The organism is Mariniflexile sp. TRM1-10 (genome assembly GCF_003425985.1).
GTDB lineage: Bacteria > Bacteroidota > Bacteroidia > Flavobacteriales > Flavobacteriaceae > Mariniflexile.
Window position 1 is genome coordinate 1,147,271 of the sequence record NZ_CP022985.1, and the last position, 26,678, is coordinate 1,173,948.

Annotated in this window: 16 protein-coding genes; 9 read left to right on the forward strand and 7 right to left on the reverse strand. The window is 35.2% G+C overall.

Annotation, left to right across the window (positions count from 1 at the left end):
* Nucleotides 1-345: 345 nt before the first annotated feature.
* The 7 genes from CJ739_RS05030 to CJ739_RS05060 all read right to left on the reverse strand — a co-directional run bounded on the left by CJ739_RS05030 (nt 346) and on the right by CJ739_RS05060 (nt 8,840).
* Nucleotides 346-1,506, reverse strand: coding sequence for a four-carbon acid sugar kinase family protein (locus CJ739_RS05030; protein WP_117173044.1), 1,161 nt, complete (start codon nt 1,504-1,506; stop codon nt 346-348).
* On the reverse strand, nt 1,506-2,531 hold the full coding sequence (gene pdxA / locus CJ739_RS05035) for a 4-hydroxythreonine-4-phosphate dehydrogenase PdxA (RefSeq protein WP_117173046.1): 1,026 nt from the start codon (nt 2,529-2,531) through the stop codon (nt 1,506-1,508). The genes CJ739_RS05030 and pdxA overlap by 1 nt, the downstream gene beginning before the upstream one ends.
* Before the next feature lie 266 nt (nt 2,532-2,797).
* Nucleotides 2,798-3,946: an iron-containing alcohol dehydrogenase gene (locus CJ739_RS05040; RefSeq protein WP_117173048.1), complete on the reverse strand. Its 1,149-nt coding sequence runs from the start codon at nt 3,944-3,946 to the stop codon at nt 2,798-2,800.
* A 13-nt stretch (nt 3,947-3,959) separates the two neighbouring features.
* Nucleotides 3,960-5,507 (reverse strand): sodium:solute symporter family protein, encoded by a 1,548-nt coding sequence (locus CJ739_RS05045; RefSeq protein ID WP_117173050.1) that lies wholly within the window; start codon nt 5,505-5,507, stop codon nt 3,960-3,962.
* A gap of 27 nt (nt 5,508-5,534) precedes the next feature.
* On the reverse strand, nt 5,535-6,383 hold the full coding sequence (locus tag CJ739_RS05050; RefSeq protein WP_117173052.1) for a dihydrodipicolinate synthase family protein: 849 nt from the start codon (nt 6,381-6,383) through the stop codon (nt 5,535-5,537).
* 181 nt (nt 6,384-6,564) lie between these two features.
* Nucleotides 6,565-7,344 carry a T9SS type A sorting domain-containing protein gene (locus CJ739_RS05055; protein ID WP_117173054.1) on the reverse strand — a complete coding sequence of 260 codons (780 nt, stop codon included), beginning with the start codon at nt 7,342-7,344 and terminating at the stop codon, nt 6,565-6,567.
* A 251-nt stretch (nt 7,345-7,595) separates the two neighbouring features.
* Entirely contained in the window at nt 7,596-8,840 is a 1,245-nt protein-coding gene (locus CJ739_RS05060; RefSeq protein ID WP_117173056.1) for a T9SS type A sorting domain-containing protein, read from the reverse strand.
* 1,030 nt (nt 8,841-9,870) lie between these two features.
* Here CJ739_RS05060 and CJ739_RS05065 point away from each other — a divergent pair.
* The 9 genes from CJ739_RS05065 to CJ739_RS05105 all read left to right on the forward strand — a co-directional run bounded on the left by CJ739_RS05065 (nt 9,871) and on the right by CJ739_RS05105 (nt 26,661).
* Nucleotides 9,871-13,191 (forward strand): SusC/RagA family TonB-linked outer membrane protein, encoded by a 3,321-nt coding sequence (locus tag CJ739_RS05065; protein ID WP_117173058.1) that lies wholly within the window; start codon nt 9,871-9,873, stop codon nt 13,189-13,191.
* A gap of 3 nt (nt 13,192-13,194) precedes the next feature.
* A complete protein-coding gene (locus tag CJ739_RS05070) occupies nt 13,195-15,027 on the forward strand; it encodes a RagB/SusD family nutrient uptake outer membrane protein (protein ID WP_236951608.1) in 1,833 nt (610 codons plus the stop codon).
* An 18-nt stretch (nt 15,028-15,045) separates the two neighbouring features.
* Nucleotides 15,046-16,698, forward strand: coding sequence for a DUF4957 domain-containing protein (locus CJ739_RS05075; protein ID WP_117173060.1), 1,653 nt, complete (start codon nt 15,046-15,048; stop codon nt 16,696-16,698).
* Nucleotides 16,699-16,887: 189 nt separating this feature from the next.
* Nucleotides 16,888-18,453: a pectate lyase family protein gene (locus CJ739_RS05080; protein ID WP_117173062.1), complete on the forward strand. Its 1,566-nt coding sequence runs from the start codon at nt 16,888-16,890 to the stop codon at nt 18,451-18,453.
* A 20-nt stretch (nt 18,454-18,473) separates the two neighbouring features.
* Entirely contained in the window at nt 18,474-20,705 is a 2,232-nt protein-coding gene (locus tag CJ739_RS05085; protein ID WP_117173064.1) for a pectinesterase family protein, read from the forward strand.
* A 439-nt stretch (nt 20,706-21,144) separates the two neighbouring features.
* Nucleotides 21,145-22,578, forward strand: a complete 1,434-nt coding sequence (locus CJ739_RS05090) for a glycoside hydrolase family 28 protein (protein WP_117173066.1) — start codon at nt 21,145-21,147, stop codon at nt 22,576-22,578.
* 22 nt (nt 22,579-22,600) lie between these two features.
* The gene (locus CJ739_RS05095; protein ID WP_117178745.1) at nt 22,601-23,617 is read left to right on the forward strand and encodes a DUF4861 family protein; all 1,017 of its coding nucleotides are present in this window, start codon (nt 22,601-22,603) and stop codon (nt 23,615-23,617) included.
* Nucleotides 23,618-23,677: 60 nt separating this feature from the next.
* Nucleotides 23,678-24,916 (forward strand): glycoside hydrolase family 88/105 protein, encoded by a 1,239-nt coding sequence (locus CJ739_RS05100; protein ID WP_117173068.1) that lies wholly within the window; start codon nt 23,678-23,680, stop codon nt 24,914-24,916.
* A 116-nt stretch (nt 24,917-25,032) separates the two neighbouring features.
* Nucleotides 25,033-26,661, forward strand: a complete 1,629-nt coding sequence (locus tag CJ739_RS05105) for a glycoside hydrolase family 43 protein (protein ID WP_117173071.1) — start codon at nt 25,033-25,035, stop codon at nt 26,659-26,661.
* Nucleotides 26,662-26,678: the final 17 nt, after the last annotated feature.

Here is a 26,678-nt window from a genome sequence, read left to right on the forward strand (position 1 = left end):
TTTAACCCGTTAGGTGTAATTGCTTTATCAATACTAATTTTATATAAATTGTCACATTGAGCTTGTCGAAATGTATCTTCTAGTGTCTTCGACAGGCTCAGACTGACACTTGAGTGCTAAATTGACTTTAAGAGACTGTTTAAGTTTTATCCTTTGGCTCTTTTATGTGCCTTTTTCCGCCATACTTCAGCTATTTTTCGATCCATAGCTATGGCTATGAATCTCAAAATACCTTCGTCTGACAAAAAAATACCCTATAAAACATTCCAAAAACAAAATTTAAATAGTCTCTAAATTATAATCAAAATCGTTATAAATTAAATTTTCTTAATTTCATCCAACGGGTTAATTTAATAAACCATCTGGCCATTCGTAACTCCCTGGTTTGATGGTAATGTGTTTTTTGGGATCATTATCATAATGCATACGCACGACACCTGAGGCTAATTCAGCAATTGGCGTGAATGAATGCCAGTTTAATTTATCGAGCAAATCGTAGGCCGTTGCGCCTCCTTCAATAAAAATTTCATCAATTTTACAATGCTCAAAAAGATGCTTTACAACAAAACTCATTCGGGTTTTAAGCACTTTTGAGCTATTGGTAAATTCAATTATTTCATTTGAAATTCTTAAAACCACCTTTTTGGTTATTTGGTAGCTTTTGGCAACTTTTAGTATCCATTCATTTAAAACTGATTCCTCTACATTTTCAAACAGAAGGTGTTCAGGAAACGTAAAAACAGTACAATTACTTTTTTCAAGCCTTTTTGTGAATGCTATGCTTTTTGGATGTGTACTTCCTGAAACCAATAAGTAATCTTTTGAAAAATTAAGTTTCACAGAATCTTTTTTTGTTGAAACCACTTTTAATTTAATCAAAAATTGCTCAAAAAAAGCGGCGCTTCCGCCAATAATCATGTCTTCATTATATAGCTTCACATTATTTATTAAATCAGATCCATGACTGCAATCTGGAATATATAATCCTTTTGAATTGGTTTCATGAATCATTCCTGCATAAACTTGAATGCTATCTTTTTTTGAACTTCGGCCTAAAAGCAAATTCTTAACCAAGGATGTTTTCGCAGGAAAATCAGGATCTGTGGCAAAGCCTGTATTTTCAATCTTAACATCATTTACATAATAAATACCATCACTAATACAACGATTCCCCAATGGATTTGCTGGCTGTAACAAAACAATACTTTTACTTGTAATAGCTATCAACGCTAAAATTTCAGTTAAAACATGACCTCGTAAAACGGAATCGCATTTTTTAAAAATAATTTGATTCGGGTTATTTTTAATGATGTCACCAGCTAATTGTAGATGCACTTTATAGGCTTGTTCTTCTGATAGTGAACGGGAATCCGTTGCAATTATAACTACTTGAGCTGGCTTTTCAGGAATAGCATCTATGCCAAAAACCACATCTATACCGTAGCGAAGACAAATACCTGCAATTTCTGCCGCTCCAGTTAAATCGTCTGCTATAACCGTAATCATTATTTTTTATGTTTAGCCATAACAATCGCATAATCAATGGCGACCAGCATAGCATCCGCCGAAGCAATACCTTGTCCTGCAATTTCAAAAGCAGTTCCATGATCAACAGACGTACGTATAATTGGCAGTCCTAAAGTGATGTTAACACCTTTTACACTTTTCATGGTTTCCTTTTCGTTGTCCCATTTAAAACCTTCCAATTTAAAAGGAATATGACCTTGATCGTGGTACATCGCAATACACCCATCAAATTTTCCCTGCACTGCTTTTACAAACATAGTGTCTGGAGGAAAGGGGCCTTCCACTGTATAACCTAATTTATTGGCTTCTTCAATAGCTGGAATAATTTCAGTCACTTCTTCATCTCCAAATAATTGATTTTCGCCCGCATGCGGATTTAAGCCTGCTACGGCAATTCTAGGATTTTCAATTCCGAATTTTTTACAAGCATCATCTAACAAGGTAATGACTTCAAACACACGATCTTTTTTACATAAATCGCAGGCTTGGCGCAACGACACATGCGTGCTTACGTGAATGACTCTAAAATTTTCATCAGCCAAAAGCATAGCGAATTTCTTCGTACCCGTATAATCTGCATAAATCTCGGTATGTCCCGAATACTTATGTCCTGCTTTGTGAATCGATTCCTTATTAATTGGCGCTGTGACCGTTGCATCAATCTGATTTGCTAATGCTAATTCTATATTTTTTATAACCGCTTCAAAAGCTGCTTTCCCGGCCATAGCCGTAACAATTCCAGGTTTTAATTCGGCAGTTACTACGTTTTTTAAATCGAACACATCAATAGTTCCATATTCAAATTTGGCATCATTTACATTTTGAATGGCATGTATTTTTAACGACGATTTTAATGCATTCACTTCGTTTTGCATAGTTTGGGCATCACCAACAACTAAAGGGCTACAACGGTTGTAAACATCTTTTAATGCCAACGTTTTTATGATTATTTCTGGACCAATTCCCGCAGGATCACCCATTGAGATTCCTATTTTTGGTTTCATCTGTTTATATCTATTGTTTTTTAATATGGTCAGATGTTACACCCATAATCATGTTCTTGTGTGTTAAAGGTGCTTTTAGCATGGGTGTTTCATCTGTTTATGTTGAGGTTATAAGGTTATGGGGTTATGAGTTGCAAAGCTCCTCTTTTTTTCTATCATCTATTTTCTATCATCTATCCTCTTTTTATTGGTCAGATGGTGCATCCATAATCATGCTCCTGTGTGTTAAAAATGTTTTTATCATGGATGGTGCATCATTTTAATTTTTATAGTAATCTTTTATAAATCCCAATGGCATCTTCTCTAGTCACCTCTCTTGGATTATTTTTTAATAATCGAGTGACTTTCATGGCGATATCTGCTAATTCTGGCAACACATCTTCTGTCACACCAATCTCTATTAGTCGTTGTGGAATGTTACATGCTTTTGATATGGCTTCAATCTTTTCTATGCCTGCTAAAGCGATCTCTTCATCACTTCCTTCAAGTGTTATCCCTAAAGCTCGTGCCACATCGGCATGTCTTTTTGGATTTGCCGAAAGATTAAATCGTAAAACCTCAGGCATTAAAATAGCATTTGAAAGTCCATGGGGAACATGAAACTTACCACCCAAGCCATAAGACAGTGCGTGAACCGCCGATGTATTTACCGGTCCCAAACACAAACCGCCGTACATAGAACCTAGTAAAAGTGCCGAACGTGCTTCGATATTACTGCCATTTTCACAAGCTTCCTGAATGTTTTCAGCTATAAGTTGAATTCCTTTTAAAGCATAGACATCTACCGTTGGATGCGCAAACTTATTGGTGTAAGCTTCAATACAATGCGACAAGGCGTCAATACCTGTTTCCGCTGTTAATTTAGAAGGGAGACTAACCGTTAAAACAGGATCCAAATAACAGGCGTCTGGGACTAAATATGGACTAATTATGCCACTTTTCGCTTGGGTGTCTTCATTTAACAAAATGGCATTTGGAGATACTTCACTTCCTGTTCCCGATGTTGTTGGAATACAAATTAATTTTATGGAGCAACCATTTAAAAGCCCAATACCAACAACATCTTCTAATTTTTGCGAATTATTAATGAGTGCTGCTAACAATTTGGCGCAATCTAAAACACTGCCGCCGCCAATGCCTATAACGCAATCTGGATTAAATCCTTGATTCTCATTTAACAATATATTGAATTGTGAAAATGTGGGTTCACCTAAAAATTTATATTCAACAAGTTGAACCTGTTTGTTTTTAGATTTAAGACTTTTAACTATCTCTTCAACAGCCTGCAACAACGGTGTTGCCACTAGCAGTAATATACTGTTTGAACCTTCTAAAATAGTATCGTTTGAAAGTTCTTTTAAGGAACCTTCTCCAAATACAATTTTTCCCGGTTGTAATAAAGTAATTGAATTCATTATCAATAAAGCGTTAAGCGTTCTTTTCTTTTAATTTAAAATAACCGTAAATAGTTAATTCATCTTTAGCATTTTCTGACTTGAATAAAAAACTAGCAAAATAACCAACTATCAAGACAATGAGATGACTATAAACACCTAGCATATATTTATGATGCGGAAAATTATAGTTTCCTAAATCCCAAATAACGTCACCATCACCTATTTTTGTAGTTGTTAAAACAGCATAAGCTGTAAAAGCAATACAAGCAGCAATCCCTATATGCAACCCCTGTTTATTAGCTCGCCTTGAAAACAATCCCAAAATAAAGATACCAACAATACCTGCTGAAAATATAGCATAAAGTTCGAAAACCACACCAAGAACACCCTCGCCATCCCAAGCAGCGTATAGAAGTGCCACTACCGACATGGCTATTCCCGAAAGCAAGACCAATAAGCGCCCCACAACCAATCTGTCTTTATCGGTACAATTTGGTTTGAATCGTTGGTAGAAATCTTCAACGCCAATAGCTGCCAAACAGTTCATATCGGAATCTAAACTGGAAACAGCCGCTGCAATTAATGCTGCCAGTACCAAACCAACAGCTCCTACCGGTAATTCGGTGCCTATAAAATAAGTAAAAGCTTGGTCTGCATTTATACCTTCGGGCAATATAGCAGCTCCAGAGTTATAAAACACAAACAATAACGAGCCTATTAGCATAAACAATGCCCAAACTGGCACACTAGCGAACACCCCGATGTAGGCTGCTTTTTTAGCGTCTTTATCGCTTTTGGCTGCTAAATATCTTTGTACAATAGTTTGGTCGGTACCGTATTTCTGTAACGCGTAAAAAGCACCGTTGATAACCAATACCCAAAATGTCAATTCCGTAAAGCTAAAATTATAAGGTCCGAAATCTATTTTTTTCATGGTAACAGCTTCACTTAACATCTGTCCTGGGCCACCTTCATAATTAAACAACAAAATGCCTGCACATAATAATCCGCCACCAATTAGTAAAAAACCTTGGATGACATCCATCCAAATAACAGCTTCAATACCTCCAAGTAAGGTTAGAAAAATAATAACGACACTAAGCATTAAAATATAGGTTGTTACATCCAATCCCGTTAGGGTTGCTAATGCTAAACTAACCAAATACAGCACCGTTCCCATTTTAGAGAAATGTGTTAATATAAATGCTATGGAACTGTACATACGTGCAAACACTCCAAAACGACGTTCGAAATATTCATACGTACTTAAACGAATCACTTTACGAAATAAAGGAATAATCACCCAAATTAATCCGACCAACACAATGGGGACCATTAAACCTTGTACTAACAAAATCCAATTGGATTTATAGGCTGCCGCTGGATATGCTAAAAAGGTGACACTACTAATTAAGGTTGCAAATATGGAAATACCAATAGCCCAAGCTGGGATGGTTTTACTTCCTGAAAAATAGTGATCGGAACTTTTTTGTCTTCGGGCAAAATAAAACCCTGCACCAAGTGTGAATAATACAGATATGATTACAATAGTGACATCAATCCAATGAATATTTAGCATAATAGTTTGGTTTTTTGTTGGTTTAGTTTATTCCACCTCGGTTAATGGTGGCATCATGGTTTTATTACATAATTTTTTTTTATACATCAGTGCTTTTAGAACCGCTAACGATTCGCCTAACGTTTTATCTTTTTGGTATTGTTGAGCTACGATATCGGTTTCATTTTGCCATGTATCACAAACTTCCCAATCTTGATTAATGGCAGCTTCATATAAGTTTTTATACATTTCCGGCACATAATTACCTGTACTGGGCACAATACCATCAGCTCCTAATTTTAAGCTCCCCGCACTTTGTGCTCCCCAACCACAGAAATATGAGAAATCTGGATTGCTTTTATATGTTTTTATGAGCAATTCCATACGTTCCACATCACGTTCAGAATCTTTTAAACCCCAAATATTTGGATGTGAAGACAACTCGGTAACCACTTCTAAAGGAATGGACATTTGTGTAGTCGCTTTGATGTTATACATCATTAATGGTCCATAAATTTCATCTGCCAAGGTTTTGTAAAATAGCGTCATTTGATTTGGAGTAAGTCCATAATAAGATGGCAATGTAGCCACCACACAATCGGCACCAGAGCTTATGTATAAATTGCCTCGATGTATCAAATCGTCAACCTGATTTCCAACCAGTCCCACATAAATACACTGATTTTTTGCTTTTGTTTTAACCGCAGCCTCCACCAACCGAAAACTTTCCAATTCGCCAATAGAACTCGATTCTCCGGTGGTACCTAGCACTAATGGATGAATACCATTTTCAGCAAAAAGCGTTACAATACGTTCAACAGCAACAACATCTACAGTAAAATCTTTATTGAGCGGTGTTATCATGGGTACTACAACTCCTGAAAAACGTTTTTGCATAAGTTCTTAATTGCATATCATGTTTATATGGCTAATATTAACAAATTAGCAATAATGAGGTGCTATTTTTGAACGCTGACCAATTATATAAATTAGTCTAGAGAAAGTATTAAGCAAAAAAAAAAGAAGGATGTACATTTCATTGCATATCCTTCTTTTGAAAAAAGTTATTATTTATAAATTAATTCAATAATAATTTTACAGATTTCTGACCCTCTAAAGTTTTAATAGTAGCTATATATAACCCAGATTTGAAAGCAAAATTAGTATCGCTATTCGTTTTAAATGATTTCACTAATGCACCTGTAATACTGTAAATAGATATTTCAGAACTAGATTTTACGTTTGATACATACACTCTGCTTCCAACAGCTTGAACATTTGTTGAAACCGATGATATTTTAGCATCTAAACCAAGTGTACCAACGGGTCCTACTTGAATTTTCATATAGTTAACTGAAGCACTTGAGGATATATAAATAGTACCTGCTCCCCCAGTATAAGTACCGAGCATAATAAGACCGTCTGTAGTTAATTCACTGGTTGCTGATGCTAATGTATTTGTACCATCACCTATGTAACCGGTACGACCTCCAGTACCATTTACTCTAAACCAAACTTTTACATCTACATCTCCACTTACAGGAAATGAGAAATAGCGTCTAGCAGGTAGAGCACTAGTACCTTGACTACTACCTTGACTTTGCCATTCTTGAACAGGGGTATAACCATCTGCAAATGTTGCTGTAGCACCAACATTCCGCATACCTCCAAAAGCAGCAGTGCCTGCAACGAAAGTTAACCCATCTATGGTTTGATCTGGTGAATTAGCTGCCATTTGAGGAAGGTCCAACCAAAATCCACCACTGTTAAGCCCAAAATCCCAAGTATGAGTTTGGGCTTGCATAGTTGCAGTTAAAAGCAACATTGGTAAAATAAATAAAAGTAATTGTTTTTTCATATTCTATATAGTTTTAGTTTTATACGACCACAATACCGTAATCGATTGCCTAATATAAATATTTTTTTTTAAAACACTGATAAGTCTTACACACTTTTATTTTTTAAACATAATTATTTCGTTTATTTGCAATTTTAATCGATATAATGTGAATTTCGATATGCTTTTTATTGATATTTATACAAAAAAAGAGAATGCCTATTAAGGCATTCTCTTTAAAACTTTTTATAGTGAACTTGTTAAAAAAAGAACTAGTTCAATAATAATTTAACAGATTTTTGACCTTCAGCGGTTTTAACCGTAGCTATATAAAGACCGGATTTGAAACTGAAATCCACATCGCTACTTGTTTTAAACTCTTTTACTAAAGCACCAGTAATGGCATATATTTTAACTTCAGTACTGGATTTTACGTTAGAAACATATATTCTGTTACCAACTGCTTGAACATCTGTTGATACACGGATATTATTTTCTGTAGAAAGCGTTTTACTGTAAACACCGTTTTCATAAATTTTTGTTTCAAGACCTGCTCCTAGTGATACATCTACTTTTCCTAAATAAATTCTATAAATACGTATTTTATAACCTCTATTGGCTATTTTGTAAACTCCTGCATCAACAGCCTGAAACTGCATAACTCTAACAGCTTCATCGCCTTGATCTGTACCATCAATAGGCCCTGTATTGCTGCCTTGACCTTCACCATCATCTTCTATCTTAACATTAACTGTTTTTGCCCCAACACTTTCAAAACTAAAATAACCTGTACCAAAACCATATCTAACTGGATCTCCCTCATCATCTTTATTACCATATTCTCCTGAACCAACAACGGTTATCCATTGCCCTGTTTCTAAATTAAAACCGAAACCTCTTGATCGACCAGTTGATTGATAACGCTTATCGCCTGCGGTTGTAAATTGAACGCACCCTGGAAATAAATTTGGATCCATACCATCAGGCATATCATCACGCTCATCATAACGCGTTAATGCTTTGTTTGTTGTTACTAGACGATCACTATTACTATCGTCTAAAAAAGAAAAATCAACTCCACCATCTATATCTGGCAACATCTTAGGTTTCGTAAAAGAACTATCCCCACTAAGGTGAACACCTCCAGTTGCACTATCTGTATCTTGAGAAGTAATTTGGAAATTATCCATTGTACCCCCTAAAGATTTAGGATAATACAATTCATTTCCCGTTGTTAAAAAAACTGATTCTACAGAATGCCCATTTTCATTTTCATATCCAGATTTAGCAGCATAGCCTACACCATCAGCATAATTTGTTACTATGTTGCCACCCGCATCAACCCAATCGATTTGGCGTAGTTTAGCCGATAAAGCATTTAGATATTCAACAGGAAGCATGTTTTCATAGCCAGCGCCCAATTCTTTGGCGCCAAAATCCCAATATTTAATTTGGGCTTGTAACGTTGCTGTTAAAAGCAACAATGGTATTGTAAATAAAAGTAATTGTTTTTTCATTTTTAAGTAGTTTTAAATATTAATAACTTAGTTGAGAGTGTATTGTAATCAATATTTTAGAATTAATCACTAAATACAATTTTAGAATTTAGATGCTGCAATATCAGCAAATTAACAGTTTTGGATATGTAGTTTTGAACTACGGTCAATTTTATAAATCGAAAATAGCTCATTTGTATTTTCGTTTTTTCAGACAAATAAAACTAAAAAATCGTTATAAAATATAGTTCTTTTTTTATAAAATCACAAATATTTAACACTTTGTATTTTTATAGTACATGATAAAAATTGAAGCGTGTCACATTGAGCATTATCGAAAATGAAAATATATTTTATTTGAAGATAAAAGCGCAGCTTCCGAAAGGCTCAGACTGGCATCTGGATATATTTGGATTTTTGTCATGCACTAAATTTGCATTTATTAAAAAATTTTGTCTTAGACAATAGTCGTTAATTAATCATGTGAACCAAAGGTTGAAAAGAGCCTTGCGTCTGGGAAATAGCTTTTCCAAAGTTCAAAAATTCAGGAAAAGCTTAGACCTTGACTTACTGAATATTCATATGCTTTAAAACCCAACTCTTGGTTCATATTAATCGTTATTATATAGTAATAGGCATAGAATAAATCCGATAAAAGTAATGTTTATCAGAAGCAAAAATATGCTTAAAAAGCATATTTATAAAAGCACAATGCAATCTATTATAAAGACGAACAAATTTTGAACAGTAAAAAATTAAAATGTTTTTTTAATCAAGATTTCAAAAAATATTTATGTTAATTTTTTCTAAAAATTTGCTTTATGCTAAATATTATTTATATTTGGGCAATCGATTACATGATAAATATCCAACTCTCATATAGCTAAGTTATTCAAATTGAGTTTAAAAAAGGGATGAAAAGCAGTGTTTTTTCATTAAATTTAAAGAGTATAGTTTTAAGCAACCACATTATGTAATCGAATTCATTAAATTGTAATTTTAACAACAGTAATATACCAACAACAAAAATTAACAATTAAACAAACTTTTTATGACAAACCATTCCTTATTTGATTATCTTTTTTTCTTGCCTAAGGTTAGAGAAAAAAAATCACGCTGTAATAAGGCTTTCTCAGCTTTATTTATTGGAGTATTTTTACTTTGTGCAGGCAATGTATTTGCACAAAGCCAACTAACAATTAGTGGATTAGTAACAGATGGTGGCGAATTAGGCGGCCCCCTTCCTGGTGTTACAGTTCTGGTTAAAGGAACTTCTAATGGTACTTCTACTGATTTTGACGGACAGTTTACGCTTAACAATGTAGCCCCAAACGCAACCATTGTATTCTCTTATATTGGTTATAAAACCCAAGAGGTAGCCGTAAACAACAGAACATCTATTAATGTCACTTTAGCGACCGATGTAAGCCAATTAGACGAAATTGTTATTGTAGATTATGGTTATGGCAAAGTTAGAAAAGCTGACATGACAGGTTCTAGTGCAAGTATTAGCAGCAAAGAACTTTCAACCATTCCTATTTCTAGTGCTGCCGAAGCACTTTCAGGAAGGTTGCCAGGTGTTAATGTAACTTCTTCCGATGGTGAACCTGGTGCTGAGATTAGAATTAGAGTTAGGGGTGGTACATCCTTATCACAAGATAATAGCCCTTTATTTGTAGTAGATGGGTTTATTGTTGGAGGTATTGACAACATACCTGTTAATGATATTGCTAGTATTGATGTTTTAAAAGATGCGGCGGCTACTGCTATTTATGGTGCACAGGCATCTAATGGTGTCATTGTTGTTACCACTAAATCTCCTGTTGCTGGAAAAACGTCGGTAAGCTATAACAACTTTTACCAATTCAGCGAATTACCTCAAGATAGAAAATTTGACGTGTTAAGTCCATATGAATTTGTTTTGGCTAACTATGAATACCAAGCATTAAGAGGTCAAACAGCTATTGAAGGCTTTGAAAAATTCTTCGGAAAATATGACGATTTAGAGCTATATAAAAACAGAAGGCCAACCGATTGGCAAGATGAATTATTTGGAGGCTCAAGACTTTCGCAATATCACAATCTATCTATTGGTGGTGGTACTGAAATGACCAAAATGAATTTAAGTTTGTCACACAATGCCGATGAAGGTTTATTAACTGGGTCTGCTTATGAAAGAACGGCGATTAACTTTAAATTAAACCAAAAAATATCAGACAGGCTTACATTTGATGCTCAAGCTCGAATAACAAACACCATAAAAGATGGTGCAGGAACATCAAGTGGTCAATTAAGCATCAAAGATGCTGTTCAAACAAGACCCGTTAATGGTATTGCTGATGAATTGGATATTGATTTAAATCAAGTAACTGAGGATGATGATTTCCAACAGTTTTTACTAGGCTTGATTAATCCTAATGAATTAGTGAAACAAGATTGGAGAAAAAGAACTGATCACGATTATGTCTTTAATGCGGCATTGACTTGGTCTATTACAGATGAAATTACTGCAAAATCATCCTTTTCACGATCTAAAGGGTTTCAAGAAGATTTAAGATTCTACGGGCCATTAACAAGCGAATCATTTAATAACGGTGGTAGCTTACCTCTAGGACAAAGAACCAACAGAGATGACCATTCATATCGTTGGATTAACACTTTAAATTATAAAAAAGACTGGGGAGAATCTAGATTAGACGTTTTAGTTGGGCATGAAGTATCTTCTAGCGGTGGTAAATCTAATTTTATTAGAGCTGAAAACTTCCGTTTATCGGTTACACCAGAAGAGTTGTTTGCAAACATGCAATTTGGGGATGTTGACAGAATTGATGGTGGCGTATTTACAGATACAAATAGAAAATCTTTATTTGGTCGATTTGATTTCCAATTACAAGACAAATATATCTTTACGCTTACTGCTAGGGCAGATCAATCAAGTAAATTTGCTAAAGAAAACTCTTTAGGTATTTTCCCTGCATTGGCTTTTGCTTGGAAACTAGACCAAGAAAATTTCATGAAAGATGTAGATTTTGTTGATGAACTAAAATTAAGAATAAGTTATGGTGAAACAGGTAACGACAGAATTGGTTCTGGCTTAACACAATTTCTATTTCAAGGAACAACACTTAGAGGCCCTGGTTTTGGTAATATAGATAATGTTTATTATACTCCTGATAGTAGCTCCCTATATAACCCAGATTTAATTTGGGAAACCACAGTAACAAGTAACTATGGTTTGGATTTCACCATGTTTAAGAGACGTTTAAATGGTAGCTTCGACTATTATAGAAACGAAACCCGAGACTTACTTTATACTAGGGCAATTCCAACCTCTACTGGTTTTAATGAAGAATACGCCAATATTGGTAGTACGGCAAACGAAGGGGTTGAACTAGGGCTTACTGGTTATATTATAGACACTAAAGATTTTACCTTATCGGCTAACCTTAACATTGGTCACAACGTACTTACCATTGAAAAACTGGATGGTACGCAATCAAGATTTGCACAGTCAAACTGGGCAAGTACAGACCTTAGAAACAGAAATGACTACATCCTTGAATTGGGAGGTAAAATTGGTAACATGTATGGATTTGTTACTGATGGCTACTATACGGTAGATGATTTTGAAAGCTATGACGAAGTAACTAGTACTTATATTTTAAAAGATGGTGTTGCTAATTCTTCTGGTACTGTGGGCAATACTTTAAGACCTGGCGTTCTAAAATTAAAGGACTTAAATGGCGATGGTATTATTGATGATGATAATGACAGAAAGGTTATTGGAAATGCACTTCCAGATTTTCAAGGTGGTTTCGGTGTCAATGTAAGATATAAAGGCTTTGATTTAGCAACATTCTTTAATTACCAAGTAGGAAACGACGTTTATAATACTGGTAAAATTCAATTTAATCAATTTAGAAGAATTAACAATGGTAACTTGTTAAGCACTATGAGCCTAGAAAATAGATTCACCTATCTTGATATTGATGGTTCTTATACAGGTACTCCTGGTGGTATTGTTACAGATTTGGAACAATTAAGAGAACTAAATCAAGGTAAAAATATTTGGTCTCATGCTAGCCATGGTGTTGCTGCCGCTGTTATTCACGATTGGGCTATAGAAGATGGTTCTTTCTTAAGATTAAATAACGTAACTTTAGGCTATAGTTTACCTGAAAAATTAATATCTAAAATTGGTTTATCTAAATTTAGAGTGTTTGCAACAGGAAGAAACTTGGCTATTTGGACAAAATATTCAGGATACGATCCAGAGGTTAACTCAAGTAGTAACCCTTTCACTCCAGGTTTGGATAGATCATCTTTCCCTAGAGCACGCTCTTATACATTCGGTATTAATGCAACATTTTAATTTATGAAAAAGAAATTTATCAATATGAAACTTAAACTAATATTAGCTATTATACCAATAGTTTTAATAGCTACATCGTGCGACAAAGATTTTTTAGAGCCTGACTCTATTTCAACGTTCGACCTTAACTATATTTACTCTAATGTTGATGATGCTAGAAATGGGGTAAATGCGGTTTATTCTTATTTTAACCAAGATGCTTTTAGATCCAGATTATCTAATAACTTCACTGGTTGCACCGATATTGAAATTGGATATCATAATGCAGAATACGACAATGGTCGACGCGAAATATGGAATTTAGATGCAACAAATTCTAATGGCGATTTAAACATTGTTTGGACTTATGCCTATAGAGCTATTAGAGATGCCAATATCGCCATTGAAGGGTTAACCAACAGTGGAAATCTGGATTCTGAAGATGCAACGGTAAAAAACACTTTCAGACAATTATTAGGAGAAGCCCATACCTTAAGGGCTTACTGGTATAGTATGTTGGCTTATTATTTTGGTGATGTACCATACATTACTGAAGCTCCTGTTGCTGGTGCAAATTTCTTTATCCCAAAAACACATAGAAATATAATTCTGGCAAGTGAAATCCAACACTTAATAGACGTCGAAGAAGGTATGCAATGGGGCGATGCTTTACCTTATGGTATTGAGCAGGTAAACCGCGAATACACCTTGGGCATGATTGCTCGTTTAGCATTACAACGTGGTGGCTATTACTTAACACCCGAACTTAATATGGTTCGTGATAGCGACTATTTAGAATATTATGCCATTGCTAAACAATACAGCAAAAAATTAATAGATTTAAAAGACAGACCATTACCAACAGACTTTAGACAAGTATTTTTAAACGAAAATCTATTCATAACACCTATAAACGAAGAAATATTATTTGAAGTACCTTTTGCTAAAGGTGGTGGTGATGTAGGTTGGAATATAGGTATCCGTGTTGATGGTGGTACAGAGGCAAAACATGCTTATGGATCTGGCAGCAACTATATGGCAATGCCCGCTACGTATTACATGTCTTTTGATGGTAAGGACAAACGTAGGGAAGTTACTTGTGGGTTATTTAAAGTTACTGTGGAGGACACCTTGCAACATGTAGGCGTAAGCAATATTTCACAAGGCAAATGGAACAGACGCTTATTGCCGGAACCTCCGGGAAGAGAGTCAGCAAAAGGAACTGGTATAAACTGGCCGATGATGCGTTATGCTGATGTATTATTAATGTTTGCTGAAGCAGAAAACGAGTTAAATGGTCCTACAACGGAAGCTCAAGACGCTTTTAAAAGAGTACGCCAGCGTGCGTTCGATCCTGCCGATTGGAGTACCAAAGTAGATGCATACTTAGCTCAAATTTCTGTATCTAAACAAACATTTTTTGATGCCATTGTTGATGAGCGTGCTTGGGAATTTGGTGGTGAAATGATTCGTAAATATGAGCTGATTCGTTGGAACCTCTATTCTGAAAAGGCACAAGAAACAGTTGAAGGCCTTATGGAACTGGCTGACGCTGCCTTTAACGGAACAGGTACTGGTCCAGACTACATGTACTGGAAAACTGATGACGATGGGAATTTTGCTGTATTAAACCCAGACAACAAAGTTTTGGCCGCACCTGATGACACTTGGATGAGACAATCCTTTTTAATTGGTCTGCACAACGATACAACGACCTATTCAGAATTTATTTTAAATGACTGGAACAATTATATTAACGGTCCAAAACCTGGTGTAGTGAGATATATATTCCCAATACCTGTTACAGCCATTGATAATAGTCAAGGTACATTAAAAAATGACGGATACGGCTTTTAATAAAAAATTAATATGATTATGAAAACAAATAATAACTTATTTAATATAAAGACTATACTGTTTTTATGTTTGATCGTTACCATGTTTAATGCATGTGATAAAGACGACGACAAAATATACGATAAAACGCGATTGTTCCGCCCAGTTCTTAACCAGAACTTGTTTAGCGAAGGCAACACCATCGTTGTTAACATGGGTAAACTTAAAGGAGCAGTTGGATACACTATTGAAGTAAGTAGAGATACATTTGCCACCATAGAATACACCATTTTATCTGATACTAATTATGTAGAAGTAAATGAAAACACTGTTGGTGAAGAATTATTTTGGAATACCATTTACCAAGTAAGAGCAACCGCTCATGAAGCAGACGCACAATTCGACAGTAAAATTTCAGATTTCGGATCTGTTAGAACCGAACGTTTCCCTTCAATTCTTAACGTACCTAAGTCTTACGATGTTATCGATGTCGCTGCCAGAGTAAGTTGGGAACCTCTTGGCGATGCCATTACTGGAATAAAAGTATTTGCACCAGATGATTTAAGACTAACCACACCTTTATTCCCTGAAACCCCAGTAACATCAGAAGAATTCTTGGCAGGAGAAGCTATTGTTGAAGGTTTGGATCCAGAAACAAGCTATCAAATAGCAATTTATAGTGGTACAGAACTAAGAGGTTGGGTGAATTACACTACATTGATTGAAGAGTTAGATTATACAACGGTTACTAACTTGATTGACCTTAGAGACAATCTGGATAGGGGAGCTATAACAAGTGCTTTACAGTCAGCCCCAGATGGTGCGACAATATTAGTTTCAAGAGGTTCAGAGTACGATGCGCCGGGAAAACGCTTAACAAATTCCGTTACCATAAGAGCAGCCTATGGCTTTGGAGAAAAACGAGCTTTACTTTGGTTTCCAAGCAATTTTGATCTAGAAGACGGTGCTAATATAGATCATCTACGCTTTATAGACCTAGAATGCCGTGGCACAGATTGGGGAGGCAAATATGTTATAAATATTGGTAGAGTTGGTACTCTAAATGAACTTAGTTTTGAAAATTGTTATATTACCAACTTTAGGGGTATTATGAGACAAAAAGATGTAGCTTCAACAGTCAACACCTATATAATTAATAATAGTATTGTAGATAGCATTAATGGTTATGGTATTGTTTCTGTTGATAATGATAATGCCAAATTAAACAACATCAAATTAACAAACAGCACATTTAATCACCTTATTTATTTTTTAGTCTCAAAAAATAATTCTGAATCCGTTCTTATTGATGGATGTACTATTGCAAATGCTCCAGAGAAGGGACGCCAATTATTTAGATGGAGAAATAGTAGTCAAAATAACGTTACACAAGGAATTACAATATCTAATACTATTTTTGGTCATGGTTGGAACCAAGTTGAAGGAGAAGAAGACTACGCCTACAAAGGCAAAGAAGGGCTAGACAATACAAATTTCACAGTCAATAATACCTTTACTGTAACTGACTTCTCATTCTCAAGCAATGAAATTGGAGAAATCACTGTAGGCAATGCAGGTAGTACTCAAAATGCTTTATGGGTTGACCCAGAAAACAATAACTTTAATTTCTTAGCTACCGGATTTTTAGGCCAATACACAGCTGGAGATCCAAGATGGCGTACTAAGTTATAATTAAACAAGGTTAAGTTTTCTTAACCATTAAAAAATGGATATCTAAAAGGCTATTAAAAACTTATTTAGATATCCATTTTTATTAATATAAAAAAAATATGAAACACCCATGGGAATTATATTCTCACACACGAATATGATTATAAAGGGTGTTCCATCTGACAATTAAAAAAACAAAAATATAAACAGATGAAACTATATTTAAAAACACTCATTGTTTTCTTATCCTTGTTCTATTCATGTAGTAGTTCATCAACAGATGACAACTCTGGTAATGAAAATATAGAGGAAGAGGAAGAAATCATAGAAGATAAACCTGTTGCTGTAGAAGAAGAAGCATTTGCTTTTCCTGGTGCAGAAGGTTTTGGAATGAACACCACCGGAGGTCGTGGTGGTAAAGTATTATTTGTAACAAATCTTAACGATACAGGAACTGGAAGTTTAAGAACAGCTATAAACACTTCTGGTGCGCGTTATATTCTATTTAAGGTCTCTGGGACTATTGAACTTAAATCTGAATTAAAAATAAACTATGGTAACGTTACCATTGCAGGTCAAACAGCACCAGGTGATGGTATTTGCTTAAAAAACTACCCGGTTTCAATAAATGCTGATAATGTTATTATTAGATTTTTAAGATTCAGGATGGGAGACGAAGCACAACAAGAAGGCGATGCTATAGGAAGCCGTTTCCACAAAAACATTATTATTGACCATTGTTCAATGAGTTGGTCTACCGATGAAACCGTTTCTATATACAATAACGAAAACACAACCCTTCAATGGTGTTTTATTACAGAAAGTTTGCGCAATTCTGTTCACGGTAAAGGAGCACATGGTTATGGTGGCATTTGGGGTGGAAAACATGCATCGTTCCATCATAATTTATTAGCACATCATGACAGTAGAAACCCACGACTGGGCGAATCTGCAGGCTCTTCATTTGCCCTTACAGATTTAGTAGATGTTAGAAACAATGTCATTTATAATTGGGGTAACAATAGCACCTATGGAGGTGAAGCCATGAATGTAAATATTGTTAACAATTATTATAAACCAGGACCTGTAACTATATCAAATAATGGAAGCACAAAACAAGGCCGTATTTTTTCCATAGATAAAAACAAAATTAAAGGCACCCAAGTTTACGATACTTGGGGTAAGTTTTATATCGACGGTAATTATGTAGAAGGTAATACAAATTCAACAAATGATAATTGGTCTTATGGTGTTTACAATCAATTTCATAGTTCATATACTTCTTATACTGGTTCCTGTACCGATGCAAATGGTAATTCTATTCCATGTGAATATTCCATTCCTGTTACAGACGCCGATAAAGCAACCATGAAAATGTCCGAACCTCATAACATAAATAATAATGTTACCACGCATACCGCTTTAGTAGCTTACGATAAAGTGCTCGCTTATGGTGGTGCATCTTTTAAACGTGATGCAATTGATTCAAGAATTGTTGATGAAGTTACCAACAAGACCTATACTTACGAAGGGTCAAATGGTAGCACAAAAGGTATTATCGATACACAAAGTGATGTTGGTGGATGGCCTGTTCTAAATTCCGAAACACCGCCTACAGATACCTCTGGCGATGGCATGCCCGATGCTTGGAAGCTTGATAAAAAACTTAAAGTCGCTGATAAAAACCCTAACGGACATGATTTAAGTACTGGCTATGAAAATATAGAAGTATATATCAATAGTTTAGTGGCATCAATCACTGAAAATCAAAAATAAAAACATAACTATACAAAATAATGTTCAAAAAAATCCACTTTTTAGTAGCTGCCCTAATTTTAGTTTGTAATACCAACTACGCCCAACAATTAGCATTCCCAACTGCCGAAGGTTTTGGGCAATATACAACTGGTGGCAGAGGCGGTTTGGTATATAAAGTAACCAATTTAAATGATGATGGTGAAGGTAGCCTAAGAAAAGGCATACTAAAAAGTGGTGCTAGAACTATTGTATTTGAAGTTTCCGGTACTATTGAGCTTCAAAAAAAATTGGATATTAATAAAGGTGATTTAACCATTTTAGGGCAAACAGCCCCAGGCGAAGGCATTACCATTAAAGGCTACCCGGTAACCATAAAAGCCGATAATGTTATTGTGCGCTATTTAAGATTTCGAATGGGTGATGTTAATGGCATTGAAGGTGATGCTTTAGGTTGTAGAGATACCAATAACGTTATTATAGACCACTGTTCCATTAGTTGGGGCACCGACGAAAATGGATCCTTTTACAATAACAAAAACTTTACGCTACAATGGTGTATTATTTCCGAAGCTTTAAACAGGTCTGTCCATAAAAAAGGCGCTCATGGCTACGGTGGCATTTGGGGTGGTGTTAATGTATCCTTTCATCACAACTTAATAGCAAGCAATAATAGCCGCAACCCCAGATTTAGTGGTTCTTCAACCACCGAAAATTCCGAAAACGAATTTGTGGATTTTAGAAACAATGTTATTTATAACTGGGGAGACAATAGTATTTATGGGGGTGAAAAAGGCACGTATAATATCATAAATAATTATTTTAAATCAGGGCCTGCTACTCAAGATTCAAAACGAAATAGAATTGTAGAGCCCTATGAGCCCTACGGCAAATTTTATGTAGATGGTAATTTTGTAAATGGTAACGAAGCCATTACCAAAAACAATTGGAACGGCGGTGTACAATGTCAAAACCCAGAAGCAACAAAGCTAAATGCTGAAATTACTATTTCAGAAAACGTTAAAACCTTAAGTGCTATTGATGCTTTTGAAGCCGTTCTTAAAAATGCAGGCGCAAGCCTTTATAGAGATGCCGTAGATGCTAGAATGGTACACAACACCAAAGAAGGCAGCGCCAATTACAAAAGCGGCATCATAGATTCCCAAGAAAATGTGGGTGGTTGGCCTTTACTGAAATCTGAAAAATCAAAATTAGATTCAGATGAAGATGGCATGTCTGATGATTGGGAAATTCAAAATAAATTAGACCCCAAAACAAACGATGCTATCTTAAACACTTTAGATAAAAATTACACAAACATTGAAGTCTATAGCAACGCATTGGTTAATACGTCTCTAAAAAAAAAAGTAGTTAATGGCAAAACGTATGATTTTATTGTAGATTGTAAGGGACATGGTGATTTTTCATCGGTTCAAGAAGCTATTGATGCTGTCCCAGATTTTAGAAAAAATGAAACTAAAATTTTTATAAAAAATGGCATTTACAAAGAGAAACTAGTGCTTCCTACATCAAAAACCAACGTCACTTTTGTTGGTGAAGATAAAAACGAAACCATACTAACCTTTGATGATTTTGCTCAAAAACATAACCGTTTTGGCGAAGAAATGGGTACCACAGGTTCTACATCGTTTTTTGTATTTGGAGATGGATTTAAAGCAAAAAACATCACTTTCCAAAACAGCGCTGGTCCTATCGGACAAGCAGTAGCTGTTAGAGTGGACGGAGACAAGGTTATATTTGAAAATTGTAGATTTTTAGGAAATCAAGACACCCTCTATCTTCATGGAGACCAAAGCAGGCAATATTACAAAGGCTGTTATATTGAAGGCACTGTCGATTTTATTTTTGGCTGGTCAACAGGTTATTTCGAAAATTGCGAAATATTCTGTAAAAATACTGGATACATTACAGCTGCCTCAACAAATAAAAACACAGAACACGGGTTTGTTTTTAAAAATTGTAAAATAACAGGCAGCGCTTTAGAAAACACCTTTTACTTAGGACGTCCATGGCGCGACTATGCCAAAACCGTTTGGATAGATTGCTATATGGATACTCATATAAAACCAGAAGGTTGGCACAATTGGGGCAAACCTAATGCCGAAAACACCACGTTTTATGCCGAATATAACTCATCGGGACCTGGAACTTCCAATAAAAGGGTAAACTGGGCTAAAAAATTATCTAAAAAGGAAAGCAAAGCCTATACTTTAGAAAATGTACTAAAAGGTTCAGATAACTGGATTCCTTAATGATTTATTTAAACGAAGTATGCAGTAGACTGTGGGCTGTGGGCAGTTCTACAATTAAACGATTAAACGATTTAAATACTTTATAACCTCTTTAACGATTTATGATTAACGATTGACGATTAACGATATAACCATATAAACGATTGACGATTTATGATTGACGATTTATAATTAACAATATAACTTCATAAACGATTAACGATTGATGATTAACGATATAACCTCATAACCACATAACCTCATAACCTCATAACCACATAACCTCATAACCCCATAACCCCATAACCCCATAACCTCATAAACTCATAAACTCATAAACTCATAAACTCATATACAAATAACCTCATTTATTAAAATTAGTATAATATGCTATATAAATTATGCCAACAGTAACAACTTTAGTATTTTTATACAATCGATTACAACTAAATATAAACTCATGAAAATTACCACACCTTCTTTAGCATTTTCATTAATAGGCTTATTCCTATTCACCTTAACCCTTAATTCTTGTAAAACCAAAGGAAAGGAAAAGGAAAAAGTAGAAACCGACGTTTTCAGTGAAGCAGATAACATTATTAGTTCCATTAAGGTTTTAGAATTTCCGGACAAAGTTTTTAACATATTAGACTTTGGAGCTGTTGCCGACGGTGAAACAAATAATTCCGAAGCTATTAAAAAAGCTATTACTGCCTGTAATGAAGCTGGAGGTGGCAAAGTTATTATTCCTTCGGGCAAATTCTTAACAGGCCCCATTCACCTAAAAAGTAATGTGAATTTACACTTAGAAGCTGGTGCCGAAGTATTGTTCTCTAAAAACGCTAAGGATTATTTACCAGTTGTACATACCTCCTATGAAGGTCAGGAATTGATGAATTACTCCCCATTAATATATGCATACAAAGAAAAAAACATTGCTGTTACTGGTAAGGGAACCTTTAACGGACAAGCAAGTACCACCAATTGGTGGCCATGGTGTGGTGCCGAAAGATACGGTCATTTAAAAGATACACCTCAACAAAAAGACGCCCATAACCTACCTAGATTATGGGAAATGGCAGAAAACAACACGCCAGTTTCTGAACGTATTTTTGGTGAGGGGCATCAACTGCGTCCTTTATTTATCCAGCCTTTTGAATGTGAAAACGTATTGATTCAAGGTGTTACGTTTACCAATGCGCCGTTTTGGGTAATTCACCCTATCAAATGTAACTACGTTCGCGTTGAAGGCGTTACGGTAAACAGTCACGGTCCTAATAATGATGGGTGCGACCCCGAATATTCAAAAAATGTTCATATAAATAACTGTACTTTTAATACTGGAGATGACTGTATTGCTATTAAATCAGGTAGGAATAACGATGGTAGACGTGTAAACATTCCTAGCGAAAATATTGTTGTTGAAAATTGCGACATGAAAGATGGTCACGGTGGTGTCGTCATGGGAAGTGAAATATCTGCAGGCGTTAGAAATGTATATGTTAGAAATTGTAAAATGAACAGCCCAGAATTAGACCGTGCTATTCGTATAAAGACCAATACCCTAAGAGGTGGTTTTGTAGAAAATGTCTATGTTAAAAATATTGAAGTCGGCCAAGTAAAAGAAGCTGTTTTAAAAATCAATTTATATTATGCTATTTATGGACCACAGGAAGGTAGTTTTATGCCTGTTGTTAAAAATATTCATTTACAAGATATTAATGTTGAAAATGGCGGAAAATTCGGTGTACTAATAAAAGGCAGACCACAAAGTTTTGTGAAAAACGTAACCCTAACAAACGTTCACATTAAAAACGCTGAAACACCATTATCGGTTGAAAACTCAGAACCTATTATATTTAAAAACACCACAATAAATGGGAAGCAATATTAAATCAATGATTAAATTACCTTTTATGAAAAAAATAACAATGTTGTCAATGGCTCTTTTAGCCCTATTTGCATGTAAATCAAAACAGTCAGACGATAAATCCAATACAACAAATACGGTTGTTGAGGAAAAAATAACATCTAAAACATACGCTGAAATTTCTATTGCACAAGGTGGAGAATGGGTTGACGGTTCAAGAGGCCATAAAGAATATAATGCTGGAACTTCTTTTAAAAATATAAATTCGCTTCAAGTTCCAAAAGAACATACAGATCATTCGTGGTTCATTCGCTACGAAGGCCCAGGTTGGGAAAACAGTCAAATTGGGTATCGTTTATACTTAGATTGGAGAAATGCTATTGATATTTTCGGAAAAAAAGTAGATAGTATAGTCCTTCCTTTTGTAGGGCAAGATGGCTTTGATTCTTATCATGAACCAGCAGCTTGGGGACAAGATATTTTAAAAGCTGGAAAATCAATGGGTATTGGTGGTTATGGTCGTTTATTGAATGATACGGTTGCACATTTCCAAAGTGTAAAAAACACGTTTGCTAAAGTTGAAAATTTAGGAAAAAAATCATCTGTAAAGATTTCTTATGAAGATTGGAATACAGGAAATGAAACCATTAATTTAAATTCAGAACTTACTATTTATCAACAAGACCGATTTACAAAAGCAGAATTAACACCTTCAAAAGAAATTACGGGCATTTGTACAGGTATTGTGAAATTTAAAAATATTCCTTTAATAAAAAAGGAAAGTGAAAAATGGGCGTATATTGCCACATATGGTACACAAACGGTAGTAAATGACACCGATAAATTAGGCTTGGCAATATTTTATAATTTGGATGAAGTTGCAGAGCAAAAAGAAGGAATCAACGATCACCTCGTTATATTTAAACCAACAACCAAACCATTAACCTATTACTTTTTAGGGGCTTGGGAACAAGAAGCCAATGGCATAAAAACCGAAGAAGCTTTTATTGCAGATTTAAATAAAAAATTAGAAAATCTAGAAAACACTAATTTCATAAACTAATTATAAAGTTATGAGTTATGAGTGATTAAATAATAATTACCCGATTAAACAATTAAACATATGAAACATACAACAAAATTTATAGCGCTATTTACTATTGCTTTAGGTTTATCCGCCACAGCTTGTAAAAATGCAAAAGAAAATCCTAAAGAAACTGCTACTGTTGAAAAAGTGGTTCCAGAAAACCTAAAATGGTCAGAACGTATGATGCTTTCTGAAATTGAACGTTTTCCAGAGGCAACCAAATTAGATTTTGCAACCAGAGCACGTTGGACCTATACCCCAGGATTGGTTTTATCGGCTTGTATTAAAGTTTATGAGCAAACTAACAACCAAAAATATTACGATTATATATACGGTTACGCCAACGATTTAATTGATAGTACAGGTACCATAGCCACCTATTCGCTTGAAAAGCAAAATCTAGACATGATTAAGTCTGGCGACGTCCTATTATATCTTTACCCTAAAACAAAAGAAGAACGTTTTTTAAAGGCCATACATACTCTAAACGAACAAATGGAGTCTCAACCAAAAACGTCTGATGGTGGGTATTGGCATAAAAAAGTATATCCACACCAAATGTGGTTGGATGGCTTATATATGGCAGAACCATTTCACACGCGATATGCCAAAGAGTATGTAGAAGATGAAGCAAAAAAACAAAAAATATACAACGATGTTGTTTTACAATTTGACCTTATACAAAAACACAGTCGCGATGAAAAGTCAGGTTTATTATACCATGGCTGGGATGAAAGTAAAGAACAAAAATGGGCAAATAAAGAAACAGGAAATTCTCAGCACTTTTGGTCTAGAGGCATGGGCTGGTACGGTATGGCCATGGTAGATGTCTTAGATTTTTTACCAGAAAACCATCCAGGAAGAGAGCGCATCATAACCTATTTAAACCAATATGCCGAAGCTATAACCAACGTACAAGACAAATCGGGGTTATGGTGGCAAGTTTTAGATCAAGGCGATAGAGAAGGCAATTATTTGGAGGCGACTGGCACTTCTATGTTTACCTACACGTTTGCTAAAGGTGTTCGTAAAGGATATTTGCCGGAAAAATACTTAGACGTTGCAAAAAAAGCTTATGATGGCCTTTTAGAAAATTTAATTACAGTGGAAGAGAACGGTATTGTAAACCTAAATCAATGTTGTGCAGTAGCAGGATTAGGCGGAAACCCTTACAGAGATGGCTCTTATGAATATTACATTAATGAAACCATCCGTTCTAACGATCCTAAAGGAACAGGGCCATTCATTATGGCTAGTTTAGAATTAAACAAATAAAAAACACTATATAAATACAAGATTAATGAAACATCCATTCTAAAAGTCTTTTTTACGTACAGAAATAGGACTATGGATGTAACATCCGACCGATAAAAAACCAATAAATACAACAGATGAAATTTTATTCTATTTTATTTTCACTTTTAAGTACCACACTCGTATTTGCACAAGCAAACAAACCTTATGTCTCTGAAGTTTGGGTAGCCGATAATGGTGATGGCACATACAAAAACCCAATAATATATGCCGATTATTCAGATCCCGATGTGGTAAGAGTTGGAGACGACTATTACATGACGGCTTCTAGTTTTAATTCGGCTCCTGCCCTACCCATATTACATTCAAAAGATATGGTAAACTGGAAATTAATTAACCATGCTTTGCCTTTACAAGTCCCTTTTGAAACCTTTAACATTCCCCAACATGGTAATGGTGTTTGGGCACCGAGTATTCGTTACCATAACAATGAAATTTACATTTATTGGGGCGACCCAGACTTTGGTATTTACATGGTGAAAACAAAAGATCCTTACGGTAAATGGGACGACCCTATTTTGGTCATGGAAGGTAAAGGGCTTATTGATGCGTGTCCACTTTTTGACGATAATGGTGAAGCCTACTTAGTACATGCCTATGCAGGAAGTCGTGCCGGAGTTAAAAGTTTGTTATCTGTCAACAAAATGAATCCTGAAGGTACTAAAGTTTTAGATCCAGGCATTCATGTATTTGATGGTCATGAAAATCACGAAACCGTTGAAGGATCTAAATTCTACAAACGCAATGGCTACTATTACATCTTTGCTCCTGCTGGTGGTGTAGCAACAGGGTGGCAATTAATTTTACGCTCTAAAAACATTTATGGTCCTTACGAAGAAAAAGTGGTTTTAGAACAAGGAAAAACAAAAATCAATGGCCCTCATCAAGGGGCTTGGGTAGATACTCCTAATGGCGAATCGTGGTTTTACCATTTTCAAGATGTTGATGCTTATGGTCGTATCGTACATTTACAACCAATGACTTGGAAAAATGATTGGCCAATAATGGGCAAAGATTTAGATGGTAATGGTATTGGCGAACCAGTAATGTCGCATAAAAAACCCAACGTTGGAAAAACATACCCCATAGAAACTCCCGCAGAGACTGATAATTTTGATGGCTTTAATATAGGGCTTCAATGGCAATGGAATGCCAATAACAATGTTGTGTGGCACGCCAAATTACCAGGAAATGACTATTTAAGATTGTTCTCTATAAAAGTTCCAGAAGGTTCAAAAAACCTTTGGATGGTTCCTAACCTATTGCTTCAAAAATTTCCGGCACCTAACTTTTCAGCAACCACAAAAATTTCATTGGTGCCTGAAGAAGCTAAAAGCGGAAAAACAGCAGGCTTAATTATTATGGGAATGGATTATGCTACGTTAAGCATTAGTCATGATGAAAATGGTTTTTATATTCAACAAACCGAAGCCATAAAGGCTATTGACGGAGTCGAAGAAAAAATCATTGAAAAAGAACGGTTAAAATCAAACGCCGCTTATTTTAAAGTTGAAGTTTCTGCTCCAGATGCTATGTGCCAATTTAGCTATTCTGAAAACGGTAAAAAATTCAAGAAAATTGGCAAACCCTTTAAAGCACAGCCAGGTAAATGGGTTGGTGCTAAAGTGGGCGTGTTTAGTGTAAGTACCCAAGAAGCCAAACGCGGCGGCTATGCTGATGTAGATTGGTTTAGAATTACTAAGTAATAAACATAATCAAGATA

Bases quoted from the DNA above. Each gene is read 5' to 3' on its own strand.
- CJ739_RS05100 (WP_117173068.1), top strand. From the start codon at position 23,678: ATGAAACATACAACAAAATTTATAGCGCTATTTACTATTGCTTTAGGT.
- CJ739_RS05065 (WP_117173058.1), top strand. From the start codon at position 9,871: ATGACAAACCATTCCTTATTTGATTATCTTTTTTTCTTGCCTAAGGTT.
- CJ739_RS05075 (WP_117173060.1), top strand. From the start codon at position 15,046: ATGAAAACAAATAATAACTTATTTAATATAAAGACTATACTGTTTTTA.
- CJ739_RS05080 (WP_117173062.1), top strand. From the start codon at position 16,888: ATGAAACTATATTTAAAAACACTCATTGTTTTCTTATCCTTGTTCTAT.
- CJ739_RS05095 (WP_117178745.1), top strand. From the start codon at position 22,601: ATGAAAAAAATAACAATGTTGTCAATGGCTCTTTTAGCCCTATTTGCA.
- CJ739_RS05055 (WP_117173054.1), bottom strand. From the start codon at position 7,344: ATGAAAAAACAATTACTTTTATTTATTTTACCAATGTTGCTTTTAACT.
- CJ739_RS05030 (WP_117173044.1), bottom strand. From the start codon at position 1,506: ATGATTACGGTTATAGCAGACGATTTAACTGGAGCGGCAGAAATTGCA.
- CJ739_RS05050 (WP_117173052.1), bottom strand. From the start codon at position 6,383: ATGCAAAAACGTTTTTCAGGAGTTGTAGTACCCATGATAACACCGCTC.
- CJ739_RS05070 (WP_236951608.1), top strand. From the start codon at position 13,195: ATGAAAAAGAAATTTATCAATATGAAACTTAAACTAATATTAGCTATT.
- CJ739_RS05085 (WP_117173064.1), top strand. From the start codon at position 18,474: ATGTTCAAAAAAATCCACTTTTTAGTAGCTGCCCTAATTTTAGTTTGT.
- CJ739_RS05105 (WP_117173071.1), top strand. From the start codon at position 25,033: ATGAAATTTTATTCTATTTTATTTTCACTTTTAAGTACCACACTCGTA.
- CJ739_RS05040 (WP_117173048.1), bottom strand. From the start codon at position 3,946: ATGAATTCAATTACTTTATTACAACCGGGAAAAATTGTATTTGGAGAA.
- pdxA (WP_117173046.1), bottom strand. From the start codon at position 2,531: ATGAAACCAAAAATAGGAATCTCAATGGGTGATCCTGCGGGAATTGGT.
- CJ739_RS05090 (WP_117173066.1), top strand. From the start codon at position 21,145: ATGAAAATTACCACACCTTCTTTAGCATTTTCATTAATAGGCTTATTC.
- CJ739_RS05045 (WP_117173050.1), bottom strand. From the start codon at position 5,507: ATGCTAAATATTCATTGGATTGATGTCACTATTGTAATCATATCTGTA.
- CJ739_RS05060 (WP_117173056.1), bottom strand. From the start codon at position 8,840: ATGAAAAAACAATTACTTTTATTTACAATACCATTGTTGCTTTTAACA.